We start from the raw sequence: 16,216 nt of genomic DNA on the forward strand, positions 1-16,216 counted from the left end.
CTTATCTCCGGGCAGCGCGCGTCAGAAGCTGATCGAGCAGCGCGAGCGCCAGATCGATCTCTTCATGCGTGATGAGCAGGTTCGGCGCGAAGGTGATGACGTTCTTGTGGTAGCCGCCGACGTCGAGCACGAGACCGTAGGTCTTGGCGCCGACCTGCATGTCGCCCTTCATGCCTTCGTCGCACATCCAGTCCATCGTCGCCTTGTCGGGCGTGTAGCTGTCGTCCTTGCAGATTTCCATGCGGAGCGCGAGGCCGAGGCCATCGACTTCGCCGACGATGGCATGGCGCTTCTGCAGCTGCTTCAGACCGTCGAGGAAATAGGCGCCCTTGGTCATGATCCCGGCGCCGAAATCTTCTTCCTCGAGCATCTTCATCGCTTCGAGAGCGACGGCGGTGCCCATCGGGTTGCTGGCGAAGGTCGAGTGCGTGGAGCCGGGCGGGAAGACGGTCGGATTAATCATTTCTTCCTTGGCCCAGACGCCGGAAAGCGGGTTGAGACCGTTGGTGATCGCCTTGCCGAAGATCAGAGCATCCGGCGAAACGCCGAAGTGCTCGATCGACCAGAGCTTGCCGGTGCGGTAGACGCCCATCTGGATTTCGTCGACGACGAGCAGGATGCCGTGATCATCGAGAACCTTCTTCAGTTCGACGAAGAAGTTCATCGGCGGAATGACATAGCCGCCCGTGCCCTGGATCGGCTCGATGTAGAAGGCGGCATATTCGGACTTGCCGGCCTTCGGATCCCAAACGCCGTTATATTCGCTCTCGAACAGGCGTGCGAACTTCTGGACGCAATAATGTCCGTATTCTTCCTTCGACATGCCCTTCGGGCCGCGGAAGTAATAGGGGAACTCGACGAACTGGGCGCGATCGCCGAAATGGCCGTAGCGACGGCGATAACGATAGCTCGAGGTGATGGCAGACGCGCCGAGCGTGCGGCCGTGATAACCGCCTTCGAAGGCGAACATCAGGCTCTTGCCACCGGTATAGTTACGCACCAGCTTCAGCGAATCTTCCACGGCCTGCGAGCCGCCGACGTTGAAGTGGACGCGGCCCTTGTGACCGAACTTGCGCTCGGCATCCTGGGCGATCATCGCGGCAAGCTCCACCTTTTCACGGTGCAGATACTGCGAGGCAACCTGCGGGAGACGGTCGAGCTGGCGATGCGCAGCTTCGTTCAGGCGCTCGTTGCGATAGCCGAAATTGACGGCGGAGTACCACATCTGCAGATCGAGAAACGGCGTGCCGGTCCGATCGTAGACGAAGGATCCCTCGCATTCCTCGAAGAATTTCGGCTTGTCCGTATAGTGAACCGTATCGCCGTGGGAGCAATAGAGCTCCTCAAGGGCGCGCAATTCTTCTTCGGAGCGGACGGACTCGGTCTCGCCGCTGAAGGCTTCGGCTACATTCGTTTTCATTCAATGCCTCTTGGTCTGGTTCACGCCGTCTTGACTTGCGGCAGTGCACGGGAGCGTCGCTCGACGCTCGGGAGAACGGCTTCCATCTTGGGAAGCAGATCGGAAAAATCGTCGAAGCCGACATAGGGAATGCCGTTTTCTTCGCAGTAATCGACGAGCTTCGCCTTTGCGAAGACGAGGTCGACCTTGTCGGACACGCAGAAATCGCTGCGACCGTCGCCGATGTAGACCCGCAGGTCATTGTTATCGACGACGCGGCACTTGCAGACGCCGGCACCGGACAGGCAGCCCGTTGCGGCGAAGGGCGGAAACAGCGAATAGGATTCGCGCCCCTGAGTGACGCTGCACGTCAGCACATTGGCGATGATCGGCAGGCTATCGATTCCATGCCGCGCCAGGATGCGGCGAATGAAATGATCGACGCCATCGCTGACGATCGTGACGGGCAGGTCGTTGCGGCGGCAATAGGACAGAAAGCCGGCAAAACCCTTATCGATCGCCAGCGTATCGAGAAACTGGTCGAGTTCGACCCTCGTCGCCTGGATGAGAGCGATCTGACGACGCATGCATTCGCCGGAGCCGATCTGCCCCTGCTTCCACAAGCGTTCGATATCTTCCCACTCGGAACCGGCGAAACGGGTCAACACCATATCCGTCGCGTCTTCGATGGATATGGTTCCATCAAAATCGCAAAACACCTGCATGAATTACCCTTTCGCCTTGTCTAAGGCTGCGTTTAACAACCTCGGATGAGCCGGGCATGAGGGCAAAATGAAGTGAAAATGAAAAACGACGCGGCGTTGATTTTTAGCTTGCTAACAATCGCAGGTCGACCTGCAGACCTTTGCTCCAACGCGGCGTGGAAAGCTCGACGACAGCCGAAAGGCGATCCGCTGTATCGGCAACGATGGCAAGCCCCAGCCCCGCACCTTCGGTGTGGAGCGTATTGAGGCGATAGAAGCGCTGGAACACGGCTTCACGCTCGTGAGGAGGAATGCCCGGCCCGCTGTCGCTGATCGAAATCTGGCCTGATCCGTCTTCCGCTGAAACCGAAACCCTGATCTCGCCACCGACGGGCGTGTACTTGATGGCATTGTCGAGGAGATTGGTGACCATCATGCGCAGGAGCGATTCGTCCGTCTTGACCTGAACCGCTTCGTCTCCCTCGAGAACAACGTCGAGCTCCCGGCTGGTGATGATGTTGCCGAATTCGGCAAGCACCGAGGCGACGAGATGATAGAGCGTGACCGAAGTCAGATTGAGGGGATGATGACTGACGCGCGCCAGCCGCAGCAGCTGCTCGATCAGGTGCGTGGCGTGATTGTTGCTGGCGACGAGATCGGTGATGATCGCCTGGCGTTCAGACTCGTTATCGCTTTTTCCCAACATCTGCAGCAACAGCTTCACGCCGGCCTGCGGCGTGCGCAGCTGATGCGCGGCCAGATCGGAAAAGCGTCGCTCAAGCGTCAGCGATTGGGCAAGCTTCTCCAGCAGCTGATTGATCGAGCGGCCGAGCGGCAACAAATCCCGCGGCAGGTTCTCGACGGGGATCGCCGAGAGATCGTCCGGCGACCGGGTGCGGATCTGCCGAACCACCCCATGGATCGTGCGCAGACCGCTATTGATGCCAAGCCAGATGAGAAAGCCGATGACCGGCACCAGCATCAGCAGCGGAAAGAAGAGATTGAGCAGAATGTTGGAGACGAGCGTTTCGCGAAGCGCGATTTTTTCGCCCAGCTCGATGACAATGGTCGTGTTTGGGATCGGCAGCGAATAAAGGCGCCATTCTTCCCCGCCATAGGTCAGGGTCGTAAAGCCCACCTTCTGCTGCGGCACGTCCGAAAGGAAGGCCGTGCTGCTATAGAAGCGGATATTGCCATCGACCCAGGCGCGGAACATATGCGCATCGGCGTAATCGTCCGCGTCCTCGTTGAAGGCGAGCTGATTGTCCATGTTGAAGTCGATATCGTCGATCTGCTTTGCCGCGTGGTCGGGCGCCTTTTCCAGCGGCCGGCGCAGCAGGCTCCAGATCACGTTCGCATCGTCGATCAATTGCGCGTCGTAGATATTGTTGATCTCACGCGTCGCGCTGTTGAAGGCAAAGGCGGCAATCACGACAATCGTCACCACGACCACGGGCGCGATGCGGAAAAACAGTTTGCGGGTGAGCGTGGAGTTGTTCATCGCTCGATCATGTAGCCGACGCCACGGATCGACTTGATGAAGTCGGTACCAAGCTTCTTGCGCAGATTGTAGATGGTCACTTCGATTGTATTGCTCTCGACGGTATTGTCGGCGTCATAGAGCGCATATTCGATGTCGTTCTTCGTCACGTAGCGGCCGCTGCGCTCCATCAGAAGCTTTAGCAGATGGAACTCCTTGGCCGTGGTATGCACCTGTGCACTGCCTTTGCGAGCCACCATCGCCGATGGATCGACCTCGACATCGCCGCAGCGAATAACGCTTTCGGTCCGACCGTCGCGACGCCGGATCAGCGCTCGCAGGCGCGCCAGCAGCTCATCGAGATCGAAGGGCTTGACCAGATAATCATCCGCGCCTTCATCGAGGCCCTCGACCTTCTGGCGCACAGAATCCATGGCCGTGAGCAGCAGCACCGGCACGGAATTTCCACGCTGACGAATGCGCCGCAGCACTTCCATGCCGCTCAGCTGCGGCAGGTTGATATCCAGCACAATCGCCGCAAAGTGCGAATGCTCGGCAGCTTCCAGACCGGACTCGCCATCGCGCATCCAGTCGACGCCATAAGCGTGCTTTTCCAGCGCCTTCTTCAGCGATGAGCCGAGAATATTGTCGTCTTCAACAAGCAAAACACGCACGGTCGACCTCATTTAGCCGAAATTTTTCGTCGCCGATGTGGACAGCAATTGGAGCGACCTTGTGGCAAAGCTATGACGGATCATTTCCGTCTGGCAAGGGGAACAGCTCATAGCACTCTTCGAAGTCCGCGGAAAATCAAAGCGCTCGCTGCTTCCTGCCGCTTCATCTCAAGGCTCGCATCGATGCCTTGAGCACATCGAAGATCCGGGGATCGGTCGATTGCGCGACGTTGAAACGCATGAAGCCGCCGGCCGTATCGGACTGACTGAAGACATTGCCGGGCGCAAGCACGATGCCTTCCGCAAGACAGGCACGCGCCACATCGGCGGCATCCAGTCCCTCCGGCAACCGACACCAGAGAAACATTCCCGCTTGCGGCTTCAGCCACGGCACGATGCCGATGGCCTCCAGGCGCGCCGATACCTCCGCCATCGTCTTGGCGAGCCGCAGGCGCAGCGCCTCCACATGCTTGCGGTAGCTGCCGTCCTTCAGGGTCAGATAGACCAGTTCGGCGGAGAGCTGCCCGGAGCTGAAACTGCTCGCAACCTTGAGATCGACCAGACCGTCGATCCAGTCGCGCCTCGCGGCAATAAAGCCGCAGCGCACCGACGCCGACAGGGTCTTTGAAAAACTGCCGATGTGGATCACCCGGTCAAGCCCGTCGAAAGCTGCAAGCCGTGGCGCCGCCACCTCCTCGAAATCGGCGAAGATATCGTCCTCGATAATGATGAGGCCGGAAGCCTCGGCCAGTTTCAGCAGACGATGCGCCGTCACTGGCGAGAGCACCGCGCCAGTCGGGTTGTGGATGGCCGAATTGGTGATGTAGAGCCGGGGCTTGTGCCGCTCGATGGCCTCTGCGAACCGCTCGATATCAGGCCCCGTCGGCGTGAAGGGCACACCGACGACATTGACACGATGCGCCCGCAGCAGCGCATGGAAATTGAAGTAGCAGGGGTCGTCCACCAGAACGGTATCGCCGGGCTCGATCAGGAAGCGGCAGAGAAGATCGATCGCATGCGTTCCGGATTCCGTCAGCATGATCTGATCGGGCGGCGCTGCGATCCCATGATCACCGAGGCGCCTTGCCAGCAGCTGCCGCAAGGCCGGAAGGCCGAGCGGCGTCCCATAGTTGGCAAGCACGCCCATATCGCCTCGCGCCAGCGTTCGCAATGCGCGCCGCAATCCCGGTTGCGGCAGCCAGGACGGCGGAAGCCAGCCGCAACCGGGCTTCAACACGTCGTCTCCCATCTCGAGCGATTGTCGCGCAATCCATAACGGATCGACATCGGGATCCGAGGCCGCGCCACTTTCCGACAGGGATAGCGGCGGCAGCGGGCCGCACACGTAGAATCCCGAGCCCGGTCGCGAGCGGATCGTGCCTTCGGCGGCCAGCCGCTCATAGGCCTCGACCACGGTGGATACCGACACCTGCATCGTCTTTGCGAAGCCGCGCACAGAGGGAAGGCGCGCCCCCGGCATCAGACTGCGACTGGCGATGCGATCGGAAATCGCCGCCATGACGTCCTTGATGCGAGTTGTCCCACCGGCGTTCAACGTCGACAGATCATCCATCCGTACTGCCTCTCATACCATAACAGTTCGCGAAAATTGTACTGCACTGTCTCTGGTTTGACCAGCCGAACTTTCCGATACAGCTGTCATCAAGAAGGAGCATGGCAATGGACAAGACAACGACGGGATGGATCTATGGTTTGGCGGGCGTGGTGATCTTCAGCGGCTCGCTACCAGCAACGCGCGTGGCCGTGATGGATTTCGATCCGCTGTTTCTGACGGTCGCCCGTGCCGTCATCGCCGGACTGCTGGGACTTGGCCTGCTGCTCGCCTTCCGCGAAAAGCGCCCCGCCCGGAGCGACGTCGTCTCGCTTGCCATCGTTGCGCTCGGCTGCGTCGTCGGCTTCCCCTTGCTGACGGCCCTGGCGCTGAAGCATGTCACCTCGGCCCATTCGATCGTCTTCATCGGATTGCTTCCATTGGCAACCGCCATCTTCGGCGTGTTGCGCGGTGGCGAGCGCCCAAGGCCGGCCTTCTGGATATTCTCCGCGCTCGGCAGCGCACTGGTCAGCGGCTATGCTCTTGCTCAGGGCGTCTCCGCCTCGCCGGTCGGCGATTTGCTGATGCTCGCCGCCGTCATCGTCTGCGGCCTTGGTTATGCCGAAGGCGCCGTTCTCTCGCGTCGGCTCGGCGGCTGGCAGGTCATCTGCTGGGCACTCGTGCTTTCGCTCCCCGTAACGATCGCGCTCTGCGTCCTTACCATGCCGCATAGCATCGCCAACATCGGCCGCCCGGCCTGGATTGGCCTGACCTATGTCTCGCTCTTCAGCATGCTGATCGGCTTTGTCTTCTGGTATCGCGGGTTGGCGCAAGGCGGCATCGCAGCCGTCGGTCAGTTGCAATTCCTGCAGCCCTTCTTCGGCTTCGCACTGGCCGCAGCGCTCCTTAAGGAAAGCGTCAGCTGGTCCATGATCGTCGTGACTTTCGCCGTCGTCGCCTGCGTTGCCGGCGCTCGAAAGTTCGCGCGCTGATGCGTTTAATTCAGCGCTCACATCATCGCTTGACCTTCTAAACCGATCGGTCTATAAATAGTCAATCGGTTTAGAAGGAGCACATCATGCCGACCCCACTCGTTCCGCCTTTCACCCTGGAAACCGCAATCGCCAAGGTCCGCGTGGCCGAAGATGGCTGGAACAGCCGCGATCCCGAGCGTGTCTCCAAGGTCTATACCGAAGACAGCCAATGGCGGAACCGCGCCGAATTCCCGCGTGGACGCAAGGAGATCGTCGAATTCCTGACGCGCAAGTGGGCAAAGGAACTGGACTATCGACTGATCAAGGAACTCTGGGCCTTCGACGGCAATCGCATCGCGGTGCGCTTCGCCTATGAATGGCGTGACGACAGCGGCCACTGGTTCCGCTCCTACGGCAACGAGAATTGGGAATTCGATGCGGAAGGCCTGATGCAGCGCCGCTTTGCTTCCATCAACGATATGCCGATCAAGGAAGCAGACCGGAAATTCCACTGGCCGCTCGGCCGCCGGCCGGACGATCACCCGAGCCTGTCGGATCTCGGTCTCTGAGATGGTGCGAACCGTCTTTGAAAAGCCGGATGCCATCGCTCTTGTCGCCGAGGTCTTTCGGGAGCTCGGCTACGAGGGCGCGTCGATGAGCGAAATCACGGCCCGTACCAAACTGTCGAAAGGCAGCGTCTATCACTTCTTTCCAGGCGGCAAGGAAGAGATGGCGGCTGAGATCATGGCGCATATCGACACGTGGTTCGTGACAGAAATGTTCAGGCCGCTCGAAGAGGAAGACCCGCGCGAGGCCATTGCCCGCATGTGGGAGACGACCGATAGCTATTTCCGCTCCGGCCGCCGTGTGTGCCTGATCGGCGCTTTTGCACTCGATGAGACCCGCGAACGCTTTCCACGCCCCATCCGCGATTACTTCCATCGCTGGATCTCGGCGCTATCCGGAGCATTGGCGAGAGCAGGCAAGCCGCAACCGGAAGCTCAAGCACTGGCGGAAGAAGCCGTGGTCGGCATCCAGGGCGCCCTGACGCTTGCCAGAGCGCTCGGCGACGAGGCCGTCTTTGGCCGAACACTGGCACGCTTGAAGCAACGACTGGAGACAGCCGTCGCATAGCGTGCCCGGCACCCGCAAATCGTTCTAATTTTTCGGTGATTCGCTGACTTTCCAGAGCGTGACAGTAGAAATTCGTCCTGGAAAACCAGGAGCCGCATGCCTGTTCCACGGGTAAAATTCGACACAACCCACTGATATTAAAGAAACGTCCACAAAAGTGTGGCATCGTTAATCATGTTTGATTTGCAACTATCCGAGCTCCTATGTTCAGCAAGGGTTGGGAGCGCCGTGGAGATGGGTGGCAGATGCTGCAGCAGGTAAATGAGACTGACGAAGCGTTGATCGATCGTTTGCAACGTTCGGCGTTTGAATATTTCATGCTTCATACCAATCCGGAGAACGGATTGGTGGCCGATACCTCGATCAAGACGAGCCATTGCAGCATTGCCGCAGTCGGCTTTGCGCTATCGAGCTATCCGGTTGCCGTCGAGCGCGGATGGATCAGCCGAGCCGAGGCTGCCGAACGCGTGTTGACCGCACTCGATTTCTTCGCCGACAGTCAGCAGGGCACCGAACGTGGCGCCACCGGCCACCGCGGCTTCTATTATCACTTCCTCTACATGGACACCGGAAAGCGCGCCTGGAACAGCGAGCTGTCGACGATCGACAGCGGCCTGTTCCTGATGGGCGTACTGGCGGCGGCAGCCTATTTCGATGGCGCCAGCCAGATCGAACAGGACCTGCGCAAGCAGGCGCAATATCTCTACGAGCGCTGCGATTGGCATTGGGCCCTCAACAAAGGTCAGACCATCAGCATGGGCTGGAAGCCGGCAAGCGGCTTTCTGCGCTGGCGCTATCAGGGCTATGACGAGGCGATTTTCCTCTACGTGCTTGGCCTCGCCTCGCCCACACACCCGATCCCATCGTCCAGTTACGACGCCTTCGCATCGACCTATACGTGGATGATGTTCAAGGAAACGCCCTTCCTCTACGCCGGGCCGCTGTTCATTCACCTGTTTTCGCATGCCTGGATCGATTTCCGCGGCATTCGCGACAAGCATGTGGCCGACAAGGGTGTCGACTATTTCACCAACACGCAGACGGCCGTCGCCGTCCAGCGCGACTATACGGATCGTAATCCGAGCCACTTTATCGGCTACAACAAGGATGTCTGGGGTCTTTCGGCCTGCGACGGCCCCAACCCGACAGGCACCAAGCATAGCCTGCGCTATGCGCCGAAGGTCTTCGGTTATGCCGCGCGCGGCGCACCGCTCGGACCCGACGACGGCACCATCGCTCCCTGGGGACCGCTCTCCTGCCTGCCGTTTGACCGCGACGCCGCGCTCGACGGCACGAAAGCCCTGCTCTCGAACTACCCGAACCTGCTGCTCGACGGCCGCTTCCCGGGCGGCTTCAACCCGAGCGTCAAGGGACCCGGCCCGGAAGGCTGGGTGGACGATCGTTCGGTCGCTCTCGACCAGGGCCTGCTTGTCATGATGATCGAAAATGCCCGTACCGGCATGATCTGGGACCTGATGCGGCAATCCCCGGTGCTTCGTCGCGGATTGGAACGCGCAGGCTTCACGGGCGGTTGGCTCGACGAGAAACCAGCCGTAGCGGCAACCGCCTGATCTGAGGATCATCCGATCGCACCGGAAACTCTGCCAAGGGCTGGGACAATCCGATGCGTGCGAGCTAAAGCTTCTCGATCGCGGCGATAACCTCGTCTTCGACGGTAATGCCGTGCACAAGCGCAAGCCGTCGTGAACTCTGACCGCGCCGGCCCGGCAGGCGAACATTCGGATCGCTCGTGATTTCGTCTGCCAGAAGCGCCAGTCGCTGCGCCGTATCTGCCGCACTCGTCGCCGAAGGGTTGATCGCAATGATCGCATGCCCAAGCGCCGGCGGTGCGCCTTTATCATCGAACAGCGACGAGGATTCGAAAGCGTAGTTGGCGCCGGTCAGGCCCGCTGCCAGAATTTCCACCATGAGGGCGAGCGCCGCACCCTTGGAATCGCCCGCCGGGATCATCGTGCCGGCCAAGGCTTCCTCGGCATCCGTAGTCGGCCTTCCCTCGCGATCGAATGCCCAGTCTGCAGGAATGGAGGCGCCCTGCTGCCGGGCGGCCATCACCTTGCCCCGCGCCACCTTCGACAAAGCCAGATCGATCACGATCGGCTCGTCACCCGGAAGCGGAGCAGCAAAGGCGATCGGGTTCGTGCCAAACACAGGGGTCTTGCCGCCCCAGGGGGCCATTGCGGCCGGTGCATTGGCGACCATCAGCGCCACCAATCCCTGATCGGCAAAGCGCTCCACCGTCAAGCCCATGACGCCCGCATGGTGAGATCGGCTGATGGCGGCAAGCGCGATCCCCTGCTCGCGCGCAATCTCGGGAAGCGCTGAAACGGCAAGATCGAGCGCCGGATAGGCATAGCCATTGCCGGCATCGATACGCAGCACCGCCGGAAAGGGCCGGCTCATCCGCGGCATGGCAAAACCATCGGTCTTGCCGGCCTTGGCTTGTCCGGCATAGGCGGGTACGCGCCGCAGGCCGTGACCGCCCTGCCCGGCAGCCTCGGCTGCCACCAGCGCAACGGCCACGGAGCGAGCGTTTTCAGCACTTACCTTGCTGCGCCGCAGCGCCTCCACGACCAGCGTTTCGGCTTCGGCGAGCGACAGGTGCATGAGATAGACCTTGAAAAAGATGAGGCGGATAAGGACTTTTTACGCCCACATCCGCCTTATCGCAATGCAGCAAAATTGAACCTATTCGACGTCGAACTTGACGCCCTGGGCGAGGGGCAGGGTGCGGCCGTAATTGATCGTGTTGGTCGCCCGGCGCATATAGGCCTTCCAAGCATCAGAGCCGGATTCACGCCCACCGCCGGTCTCCTTCTCGCCGCCGAATGCGCCCCCGATTTCGGCACCCGAGGGACCGAGATTGACATTGGCGATGCCGCAATCGGAGCCGCGCGCGGATACAAAAGTCTCTGCTTCCCGCATGTCGTTGGTGAAGATCGAGGACGACAGGCCCTGCGGCACGGCGTTGTGCAGCGCCAGCACTTTGTCGAAATCGCTGTACTTCATCACATAAAGGATCGGCGCGAAGGTTTCTTGTTCGACGGGACCGGTCTGCTCCGGCATTTCGACCAGAGCCGGCCGAACGTAGAAGGCATCGGCAACTCCGTTTTCGACACGCTCGCCGCCGGTGACCGTGCCGCCGGCCGCCTTCGCTGCGGCAAGGGCCGACTGCATGCGATCGAAAGCCTGTTTGTCGATCAGCGGGCCGACGAGGGTTCCTGCTTCAAGCGGATTGCCGATCGTCACCGAACCGTAGGCCTTCTGCAGGCGCGGAACGAGCTGGTCATAGACGCTGTCATGGACAAAAAGGCGGCGCAGCGTCGTGCAGCGCTGACCGGCCGTGCCCATCGCGGAAAAGGCGACGCCGCGCAAGGTGAGGTCGAGATCGGCCGTCGGGCAGACGATCGCAGCATTGTTGCCGCCGAGTTCGAGGATGGCGCGGGCGAAACGGCCGGCAAGGCGCGGGCCGACCGCGCGGCCCATGGCCGTCGAGCCGGTCGCCGAGACGAGAGGCACCTGCGGATGATCAACCATCAGCTCGCCGAGATCACGACCTCCGATCAACAGAGTCGAAAGATTGGCCGGCGCTTCGCCACCTTCGGCGACGTAGCGCTTCAGTGCCTTTTCGAACAGAGCCTGCACAGCAAGCGCCGTCAGCGGCGTCTTTTCCGATGGCTTCCAGATGGTGGAATTGCCGCACACGATGGCGAGCGCCGCATTCCACGACCAGACGGCAACCGGGAAATTGAAGGCGGAAATGATGCCGATCGCCCCAAGCGGATGCCAGCTTTCCATCATCCGGTGCTCCGAACGCTCAGTGGCGATGGTCAGACCGTAAAGCTGGCGCGAGAGGCCCACCGCGAAATCGCAGATATCGATCATCTCCTGCACTTCGCCGAGACCTTCGGAGGTGATCTTGCCGACTTCGACGGAGACGAGACGGCCGAGCGCCGCCTTGCCGGCGCGGAGCTCCTCGCCAAGCAGGCGGATCAGCTCGCCGCGCTTCGGCGCCGGCACGTTGCGCCAGGCGAGAAACGCCTCGTGCGCCGCCGCGATCGCACCTTTCGCTTCACCGGCCGAATGCTCCCTGAGCCGGCCGATCTCGGCGCCGGTGACCGGCGAGGTGACGGCCAGCGTCCCGCCGGTATAGCGATCGGCCGATACGCCAAGCTCCGTCAGTATCGCCTTGGTTTCGGCGGCAAGATCTGATGTCGCGGTCATCCTGTTTCCTCTTCCCGTAATGCTGGTTCGGTAACTTTTTAAACTCTGGCGCCGACGAAATGCGCGGCCTGAGCGCCGGCCTCGTACCACATTTCCTTTGCCGCCCTGAAGCTCGGCTCGACGATGTCTGTCACCGGCAGCGGCAGATCGGCCTCGGAAATCTGCCCGAGAATATGGCCGGCAAGCACCTTGCCGAATACGGTGCCCGGCGCAATGCCGCGACCGTTATAGCCCGAGAAGCCGACGACATTCTGGTCGAGCTTATGGAAACGCGGCAGCGCGTTATCGGTCATGCCGATCTTGCCATACCATTCGCATTCGAACGGAATATCGCCGAGCTGCGGAAAGAGCTTCCTGATCGCCCGACGCGCCCAGCTCTTGTGGATCGCCAGACCGGTATTACGCAGCGCGCCGACGCTGCCGAAGACGAGCCGGCCCGCCTGGTCCATGCGGAAGGATGAGAGCACTTCCTTGGTATCCCATGCGCCCTCACGCCCCGGCAGCACGGATTTGCGCAAGTTGTCGCCGAGCGGCACCGTCGCGAAATTAAAATAGGGCAGATGCACCTGCTCGTTCCTGATCGCCTCCCAGGGGCCAGTGCTATAGGCATCCGTGGCCACCACGATCCAGTCGGCACTGACCTTGCCGCCATCGGTCGAAACCACCCATTTCGCCCCATGTCTTTCCGTAGACGTCACCCGACTGCCGGTATGTATGGCAACGCCTGCTCTCGCAACGGCATGGGCAAGGCCGCGCGCATAAGCGAGCGGCTGCAGCGTACCGGCGCGCATGTCGAGCAGCGCGCCCGCGTAAGCCGAGCTGCCGACCCGGCGCTCCGTCTCGCGCGCATCAAGCACCGTGACTGGCGCGCCGCGCTTGCTCCACTGGCGGGCGCGCTCCTCGATTTCCTTCAACCCCTCCGGCCCGACCGCGCAATGCAGCGTGCCGTTGCGCTCGAGCTCGCAGGCAATAGCGTGCTTGTCGATCAGTTCCATGACCAGCTTCGGCCCGTTGCCGAGCAGCTCGAGAAGACGCTCGCCGTGAACGGGACCCAGTTCGCCCGGCAGATCGTCCGGCATCACCCACATGCCGGCATTGATGAGGCCAACATTGCGCCCGGCACCGCCAAAGCCGATTTCATTGGCCTCCAGCAACACGACATTCGTGCCGGCTTCCGCCAGATGCAGCGCCGTCGAAAGACCGGTATAGCCACCACCGACCACCACGACATCGGCAGATATCTCGCCGGAAAGCGGCTTCGTTGCCGGCGGCAAGGGGGCGGTCTTTTCCCAGAGACCATGAGAGCGGGGGTCATTCAGCATGAAATCGGTCCAATCGACAGAAATAATCGCGCCAATCTAGCGCTGTGCGCGAAGTTGCGGAAGCGGCAAGAGCGACATCCGATGGACATAGCATGATGACGAAAAATCATCCGCTCTGGAGAAAAACTTGCATGGCGATGGCGCCTTCGACCATTATAGGGAAAAGCTGGCCGCCATCGTGGTCGCAGGCAAAAGCAGGACACACCAATGAAGCCTATTTTCGTTCAGCTCCAATGCTCTCCCGGCAAGACTTATGAGGTCGCCGACGCAATCTACCAGACGGAGCTGGTTTCGGAGCTATACTCCACCAGTGGTGAGTACGACCTGCTGATGAAAGTCTACATTGCCGAAGAGCAGGATATCGGCAAGTTCATCAACGACCATATCGCCAATATTCCGGGCATCATCCGCTCGCTGACGACGCTGACATTTCGCGCTTTCTAAGTATTAACGCAGCCGGGGCATCGCCCCACCCGCATTAACCTTTCTGCCCGAAACATTACGCGTATCCATTCGCGATTAAGCCTTTTTTAACCGACGTGATGGTCTGTTTTTCGGACTGATCAAAGGGCGGCGCGCTGGAGCGCTTGTTTGCCGGCACATGGCGCGGCATAGGGGTCGAGGGTGGATCGATGACATCGGCTGTTGCGGATATTCAGGCAAGCAAGCAGGCCGGACCGCTGATCGTGCACGTCGTGCGCCAGTTCCTCCCGAACAAGGGCGGCCTGGAAGACGTCGTCGCCAACCTCTGCCGACAGCTGATTTCCCGCGGCTATCGCGTGCGCGTCGTCACCTGCAACAGCCTGTTTTCCGATCCTGGTCGCGAACTCCCGGCAAACGAGACCATCGACGGCATCGAGATCGTGCGCATTCCCTGGTCCGGCTCCACGCGCTATCCCGTGGCGCCGAAAGTCTTCCGCCATCTGGTCGATGCCGATCTCGTCCATGTCCACGCCGTCGATTTCTTCTTCGACGCACTCGCCTGGGGCAAGCTGATGCACGGGCGCCCCATGGTCGCCACCACCCATGGCGGCTTCTTCCACACGCAGAAATATGCCGCCATCAAGAAGATCTGGTTCAACACGGCGACGCGGCTTTCCGCGCTCGGTTATCATTCGCTCATCTGCTGCAGCCAGTCCGACGCGCGGCTCTTTTCCAAGATCGCCGACAAACGCGTCCGTCTGATCGAAAACGGCGCCGATGTCAGCAAATTCTCCAATTGCGCCGCCTTGGAAGCTCGCCGCCGCATCGTGACCATCGGCCGCTTCTCCGTCAACAAGCGGTTGGACCATCTCCTGGATGCGATGAAGGCGCTGGTCGCTCGCCATGACGATTGGCATCTCGATATCATCGGCGCGGAATCGGATCTCAATCGAGCAACGCTGCTGAAGGAAATCGCCGATCGCAGTCTGGAGCGCAATGTCGCGCTGCACGTCTCGATCGACGATTGCTCCATCCGCAACATCATCGCCCGCGCCTCGCTCTTCGCATCCGCCTCGGAGTATGAAGGTTTCGGCCTGGTGGCGATCGAGGCCATGAGCGCCGGCCTCTTGCCGGTGCTCAATGCCAACGAAGCCTATAAGGCAATGGCGGAAACGCACCCGGCCCTCATGCTCACGGATTTTTCCGATCCTGAGGCCGCAGCCGATACTCTGACAGCGGCTTTCGCCCGGCTTGAAGGCGATGACCTGACCTTGCGGCGGGAACTGTTGAGCGATGCCCGCGCCTATGCATGGGACGAGGTCGCCCAGCGCTACATGGATGTCTACACCGAAACGTTGACGCCGAAAGGCAAGTCGCCTCAGCTTTTACGCCACCGAGGCCAGGCCGCATAACCTTCCAGGATGCCCATGAGCCAGGCGCGCTTGTAGCGGGCAGCATCGAAGTTGAAACGCGCAAGCGCCGCCAGCCAACCGGCAACAGGGCGAAACAGCCGATAGCCGACATAATAAAACGGAAAGGCCTGCTTGCGCATCAGCGCACCGAACCCCCGTCCATATTTGCGCGCGCGCTCCACCTGGCGCGGGCCATATTCGCTGGTGACCTGATCGTGGTGGACGATCAGCTCCGGAAAGAACATCGCGCCTTTGCCAGCCGAGAGTGCGCGCAACAGAAAATCCGCTTCTTCGCCGCTCTGGAACGGTGAATCCGAACCGACACCCAGATTCTCGTCAAAGCCGCCAATGCCGGCAAGCGCCACCCGCCGGACAAAGATGCCGTTGGAGTTGCCGCACTTGAGGTAATTCCAGCGCGTCAGCGCCAGCCGCGTTTCCCCCGTCGGGCTGACGGAGGCCACACCCTCTGCATCCAGTGTGCGGCCGGTGACGATCGCCAGCTCCGAATGTGCCGAAAATAGCCCTGCAGCGGTCGAGAGCGTATCGGGCTCGTACCAGCAATCGTCATCGGGAAAGCAGACATAATCGCCTGTCGCCACGGCCATGCCATTGTTACGCGCCCGGGAAAGCCCTTTTGGCGAGCGGATATGGCGAATGGTGAAATCCAGTGAAAATCGATCGATAAGTTCGCGCAGCCGATCGTCGAGGTTCTGGTCGACGACAATGACCTCGAAATCTGCATGGCGTTGGCCCGCCAAAGAACGGAAAAGCCGCTCCAACTGGTCGAAACGATCGACCGTGCAGACGATGAGGCTGAACAATGAAACCCTCCGCGCAAGCCCCAGGCGGCCAATATCGGGCAGAAAGTACGTTGGCCGAAGTAAAAAACGAACTTAGCGC

General features: G+C 60.8%; 15 protein-coding genes. 6 read left to right on the forward strand and 9 right to left on the reverse strand.

Translation table 11 applies throughout. The features are described from left to right. Nucleotide 1: 1 nt before the first annotated feature. The 5 genes from HGP17_RS20745 to HGP17_RS20765 form a co-directional block, all read right to left on the reverse strand. Nucleotides 2-1,420: an aminotransferase class III-fold pyridoxal phosphate-dependent enzyme gene (locus HGP17_RS20745; RefSeq protein ID WP_168812345.1), complete on the reverse strand. Its 1,419-nt coding sequence runs from the start codon at nt 1,418-1,420 to the stop codon at nt 2-4. 20 nt (nt 1,421-1,440) lie between these two features. Then, nucleotides 1,441-2,124, reverse strand: a complete 684-nt coding sequence (locus HGP17_RS20750; protein WP_168812346.1) for an MtnX-like HAD-IB family phosphatase — start codon at nt 2,122-2,124, stop codon at nt 1,441-1,443. 103 nt (nt 2,125-2,227) lie between these two features. Beyond that, nucleotides 2,228-3,604, reverse strand: coding sequence for a HAMP domain-containing sensor histidine kinase (locus HGP17_RS20755; protein WP_168812347.1), 1,377 nt, complete (start codon nt 3,602-3,604; stop codon nt 2,228-2,230). Further along, complete coding sequence (locus HGP17_RS20760) at nt 3,601-4,257, reverse strand: response regulator transcription factor (RefSeq protein WP_168812348.1); 657 nt, start codon at nt 4,255-4,257, stop codon at nt 3,601-3,603. The genes HGP17_RS20755 and HGP17_RS20760 overlap by 4 nt, the downstream gene beginning before the upstream one ends. 163 nt (nt 4,258-4,420) lie before the next feature. Continuing rightward, on the reverse strand, nt 4,421-5,830 hold the full coding sequence (locus HGP17_RS20765; RefSeq protein ID WP_168812349.1) for a PLP-dependent aminotransferase family protein: 1,410 nt from the start codon (nt 5,828-5,830) through the stop codon (nt 4,421-4,423). A 107-nt stretch (nt 5,831-5,937) separates the two neighbouring features. On the opposite strand from HGP17_RS20765, the gene HGP17_RS20770 reads away from it, so the two are divergent. The 4 genes from HGP17_RS20770 to HGP17_RS20785 all read left to right on the forward strand — a co-directional run bounded on the left by HGP17_RS20770 (nt 5,938) and on the right by HGP17_RS20785 (nt 9,488). Further along, nucleotides 5,938-6,801: a DMT family transporter gene (locus tag HGP17_RS20770; protein WP_168812350.1), complete on the forward strand. Its 864-nt coding sequence runs from the start codon at nt 5,938-5,940 to the stop codon at nt 6,799-6,801. Between the two features lie 86 nt (nt 6,802-6,887). Next, nucleotides 6,888-7,352 (forward strand): nuclear transport factor 2 family protein, encoded by a 465-nt coding sequence (locus tag HGP17_RS20775; protein ID WP_168812351.1) that lies wholly within the window; start codon nt 6,888-6,890, stop codon nt 7,350-7,352. Nucleotide 7,353: 1 nt separating this feature from the next. Next, complete coding sequence (locus HGP17_RS20780; RefSeq protein ID WP_205926058.1) at nt 7,354-7,917, forward strand: TetR/AcrR family transcriptional regulator; 564 nt, start codon at nt 7,354-7,356, stop codon at nt 7,915-7,917. Nucleotides 7,918-8,162: 245 nt separating this feature from the next. Next, nucleotides 8,163-9,488, forward strand: a complete 1,326-nt coding sequence (locus HGP17_RS20785) for a glucoamylase family protein (RefSeq protein WP_168812352.1) — start codon at nt 8,163-8,165, stop codon at nt 9,486-9,488. A 64-nt stretch (nt 9,489-9,552) separates the two neighbouring features. Here the strand turns inward: HGP17_RS20785 and HGP17_RS20790 are convergent, their stop codons facing one another. The 3 genes from HGP17_RS20790 to HGP17_RS20800 form a co-directional block, all read right to left on the reverse strand. Then, on the reverse strand, nt 9,553-10,542 hold the full coding sequence (locus HGP17_RS20790) for an Ldh family oxidoreductase (protein ID WP_168812353.1): 990 nt from the start codon (nt 10,540-10,542) through the stop codon (nt 9,553-9,555). 81 nt (nt 10,543-10,623) lie between these two features. Further along, nucleotides 10,624-12,159 carry an aldehyde dehydrogenase family protein gene (locus tag HGP17_RS20795; protein ID WP_168812354.1) on the reverse strand — a complete coding sequence of 512 codons (1,536 nt, stop codon included), beginning with the start codon at nt 12,157-12,159 and terminating at the stop codon, nt 10,624-10,626. Nucleotides 12,160-12,197: 38 nt separating this feature from the next. Continuing rightward, nucleotides 12,198-13,481 (reverse strand): FAD-binding oxidoreductase, encoded by a 1,284-nt coding sequence (locus HGP17_RS20800; RefSeq protein WP_168812355.1) that lies wholly within the window; start codon nt 13,479-13,481, stop codon nt 12,198-12,200. 207 nt (nt 13,482-13,688) lie between these two features. Here HGP17_RS20800 and HGP17_RS20805 point away from each other — a divergent pair, with 207 nt between their 5' ends. Further along, entirely contained in the window at nt 13,689-13,925 is a 237-nt protein-coding gene (locus tag HGP17_RS20805) for an Lrp/AsnC ligand binding domain-containing protein (RefSeq protein WP_112795444.1), read from the forward strand. A 188-nt stretch (nt 13,926-14,113) separates the two neighbouring features. Next, nucleotides 14,114-15,316, forward strand: coding sequence for a glycosyltransferase family 4 protein (locus HGP17_RS20810; protein WP_168812356.1), 1,203 nt, complete (start codon nt 14,114-14,116; stop codon nt 15,314-15,316). Here the strand turns inward: HGP17_RS20810 and HGP17_RS20815 are convergent. Then, nucleotides 15,283-16,137, reverse strand: coding sequence for a glycosyltransferase family A protein (locus HGP17_RS20815; RefSeq protein WP_168812357.1), 855 nt, complete (start codon nt 16,135-16,137; stop codon nt 15,283-15,285). The two genes, HGP17_RS20810 and HGP17_RS20815, sit on opposite strands and share 34 nt — an antisense overlap. Between the last annotated feature and the right edge of the window lie 79 nt (nt 16,138-16,216).

The organism is Rhizobium sp. P38BS-XIX (assembly GCF_012641435.1).
Taxonomy (GTDB): Bacteria; Pseudomonadota; Alphaproteobacteria; order Rhizobiales; family Rhizobiaceae; genus Rhizobium.

Coding starts and splice junctions, on each gene's coding strand:
- HGP17_RS20810 (WP_168812356.1), top strand. CDS start 14,114: ATGACATCGGCTGTTGCGGATATTCAGGCAAGCAAGCAGGCCGGACCG.
- HGP17_RS20795 (WP_168812354.1), bottom strand. CDS start 12,159: ATGACCGCGACATCAGATCTTGCCGCCGAAACCAAGGCGATACTGACG.
- HGP17_RS20790 (WP_168812353.1), bottom strand. CDS start 10,542: ATGCACCTGTCGCTCGCCGAAGCCGAAACGCTGGTCGTGGAGGCGCTG.
- HGP17_RS20755 (WP_168812347.1), bottom strand. CDS start 3,604: ATGAACAACTCCACGCTCACCCGCAAACTGTTTTTCCGCATCGCGCCC.
- HGP17_RS20745 (WP_168812345.1), bottom strand. CDS start 1,420: ATGAAAACGAATGTAGCCGAAGCCTTCAGCGGCGAGACCGAGTCCGTC.
- HGP17_RS20800 (WP_168812355.1), bottom strand. CDS start 13,481: ATGCTGAATGACCCCCGCTCTCATGGTCTCTGGGAAAAGACCGCCCCC.
- HGP17_RS20805 (WP_112795444.1), top strand. CDS start 13,689: ATGAAGCCTATTTTCGTTCAGCTCCAATGCTCTCCCGGCAAGACTTAT.
- HGP17_RS20770 (WP_168812350.1), top strand. CDS start 5,938: ATGGACAAGACAACGACGGGATGGATCTATGGTTTGGCGGGCGTGGTG.
- HGP17_RS20775 (WP_168812351.1), top strand. CDS start 6,888: ATGCCGACCCCACTCGTTCCGCCTTTCACCCTGGAAACCGCAATCGCC.
- HGP17_RS20750 (WP_168812346.1), bottom strand. CDS start 2,124: ATGCAGGTGTTTTGCGATTTTGATGGAACCATATCCATCGAAGACGCG.
- HGP17_RS20780 (WP_205926058.1), top strand. CDS start 7,354: ATGGTGCGAACCGTCTTTGAAAAGCCGGATGCCATCGCTCTTGTCGCC.
- HGP17_RS20765 (WP_168812349.1), bottom strand. CDS start 5,830: ATGGATGATCTGTCGACGTTGAACGCCGGTGGGACAACTCGCATCAAG.
- HGP17_RS20785 (WP_168812352.1), top strand. CDS start 8,163: ATGCTGCAGCAGGTAAATGAGACTGACGAAGCGTTGATCGATCGTTTG.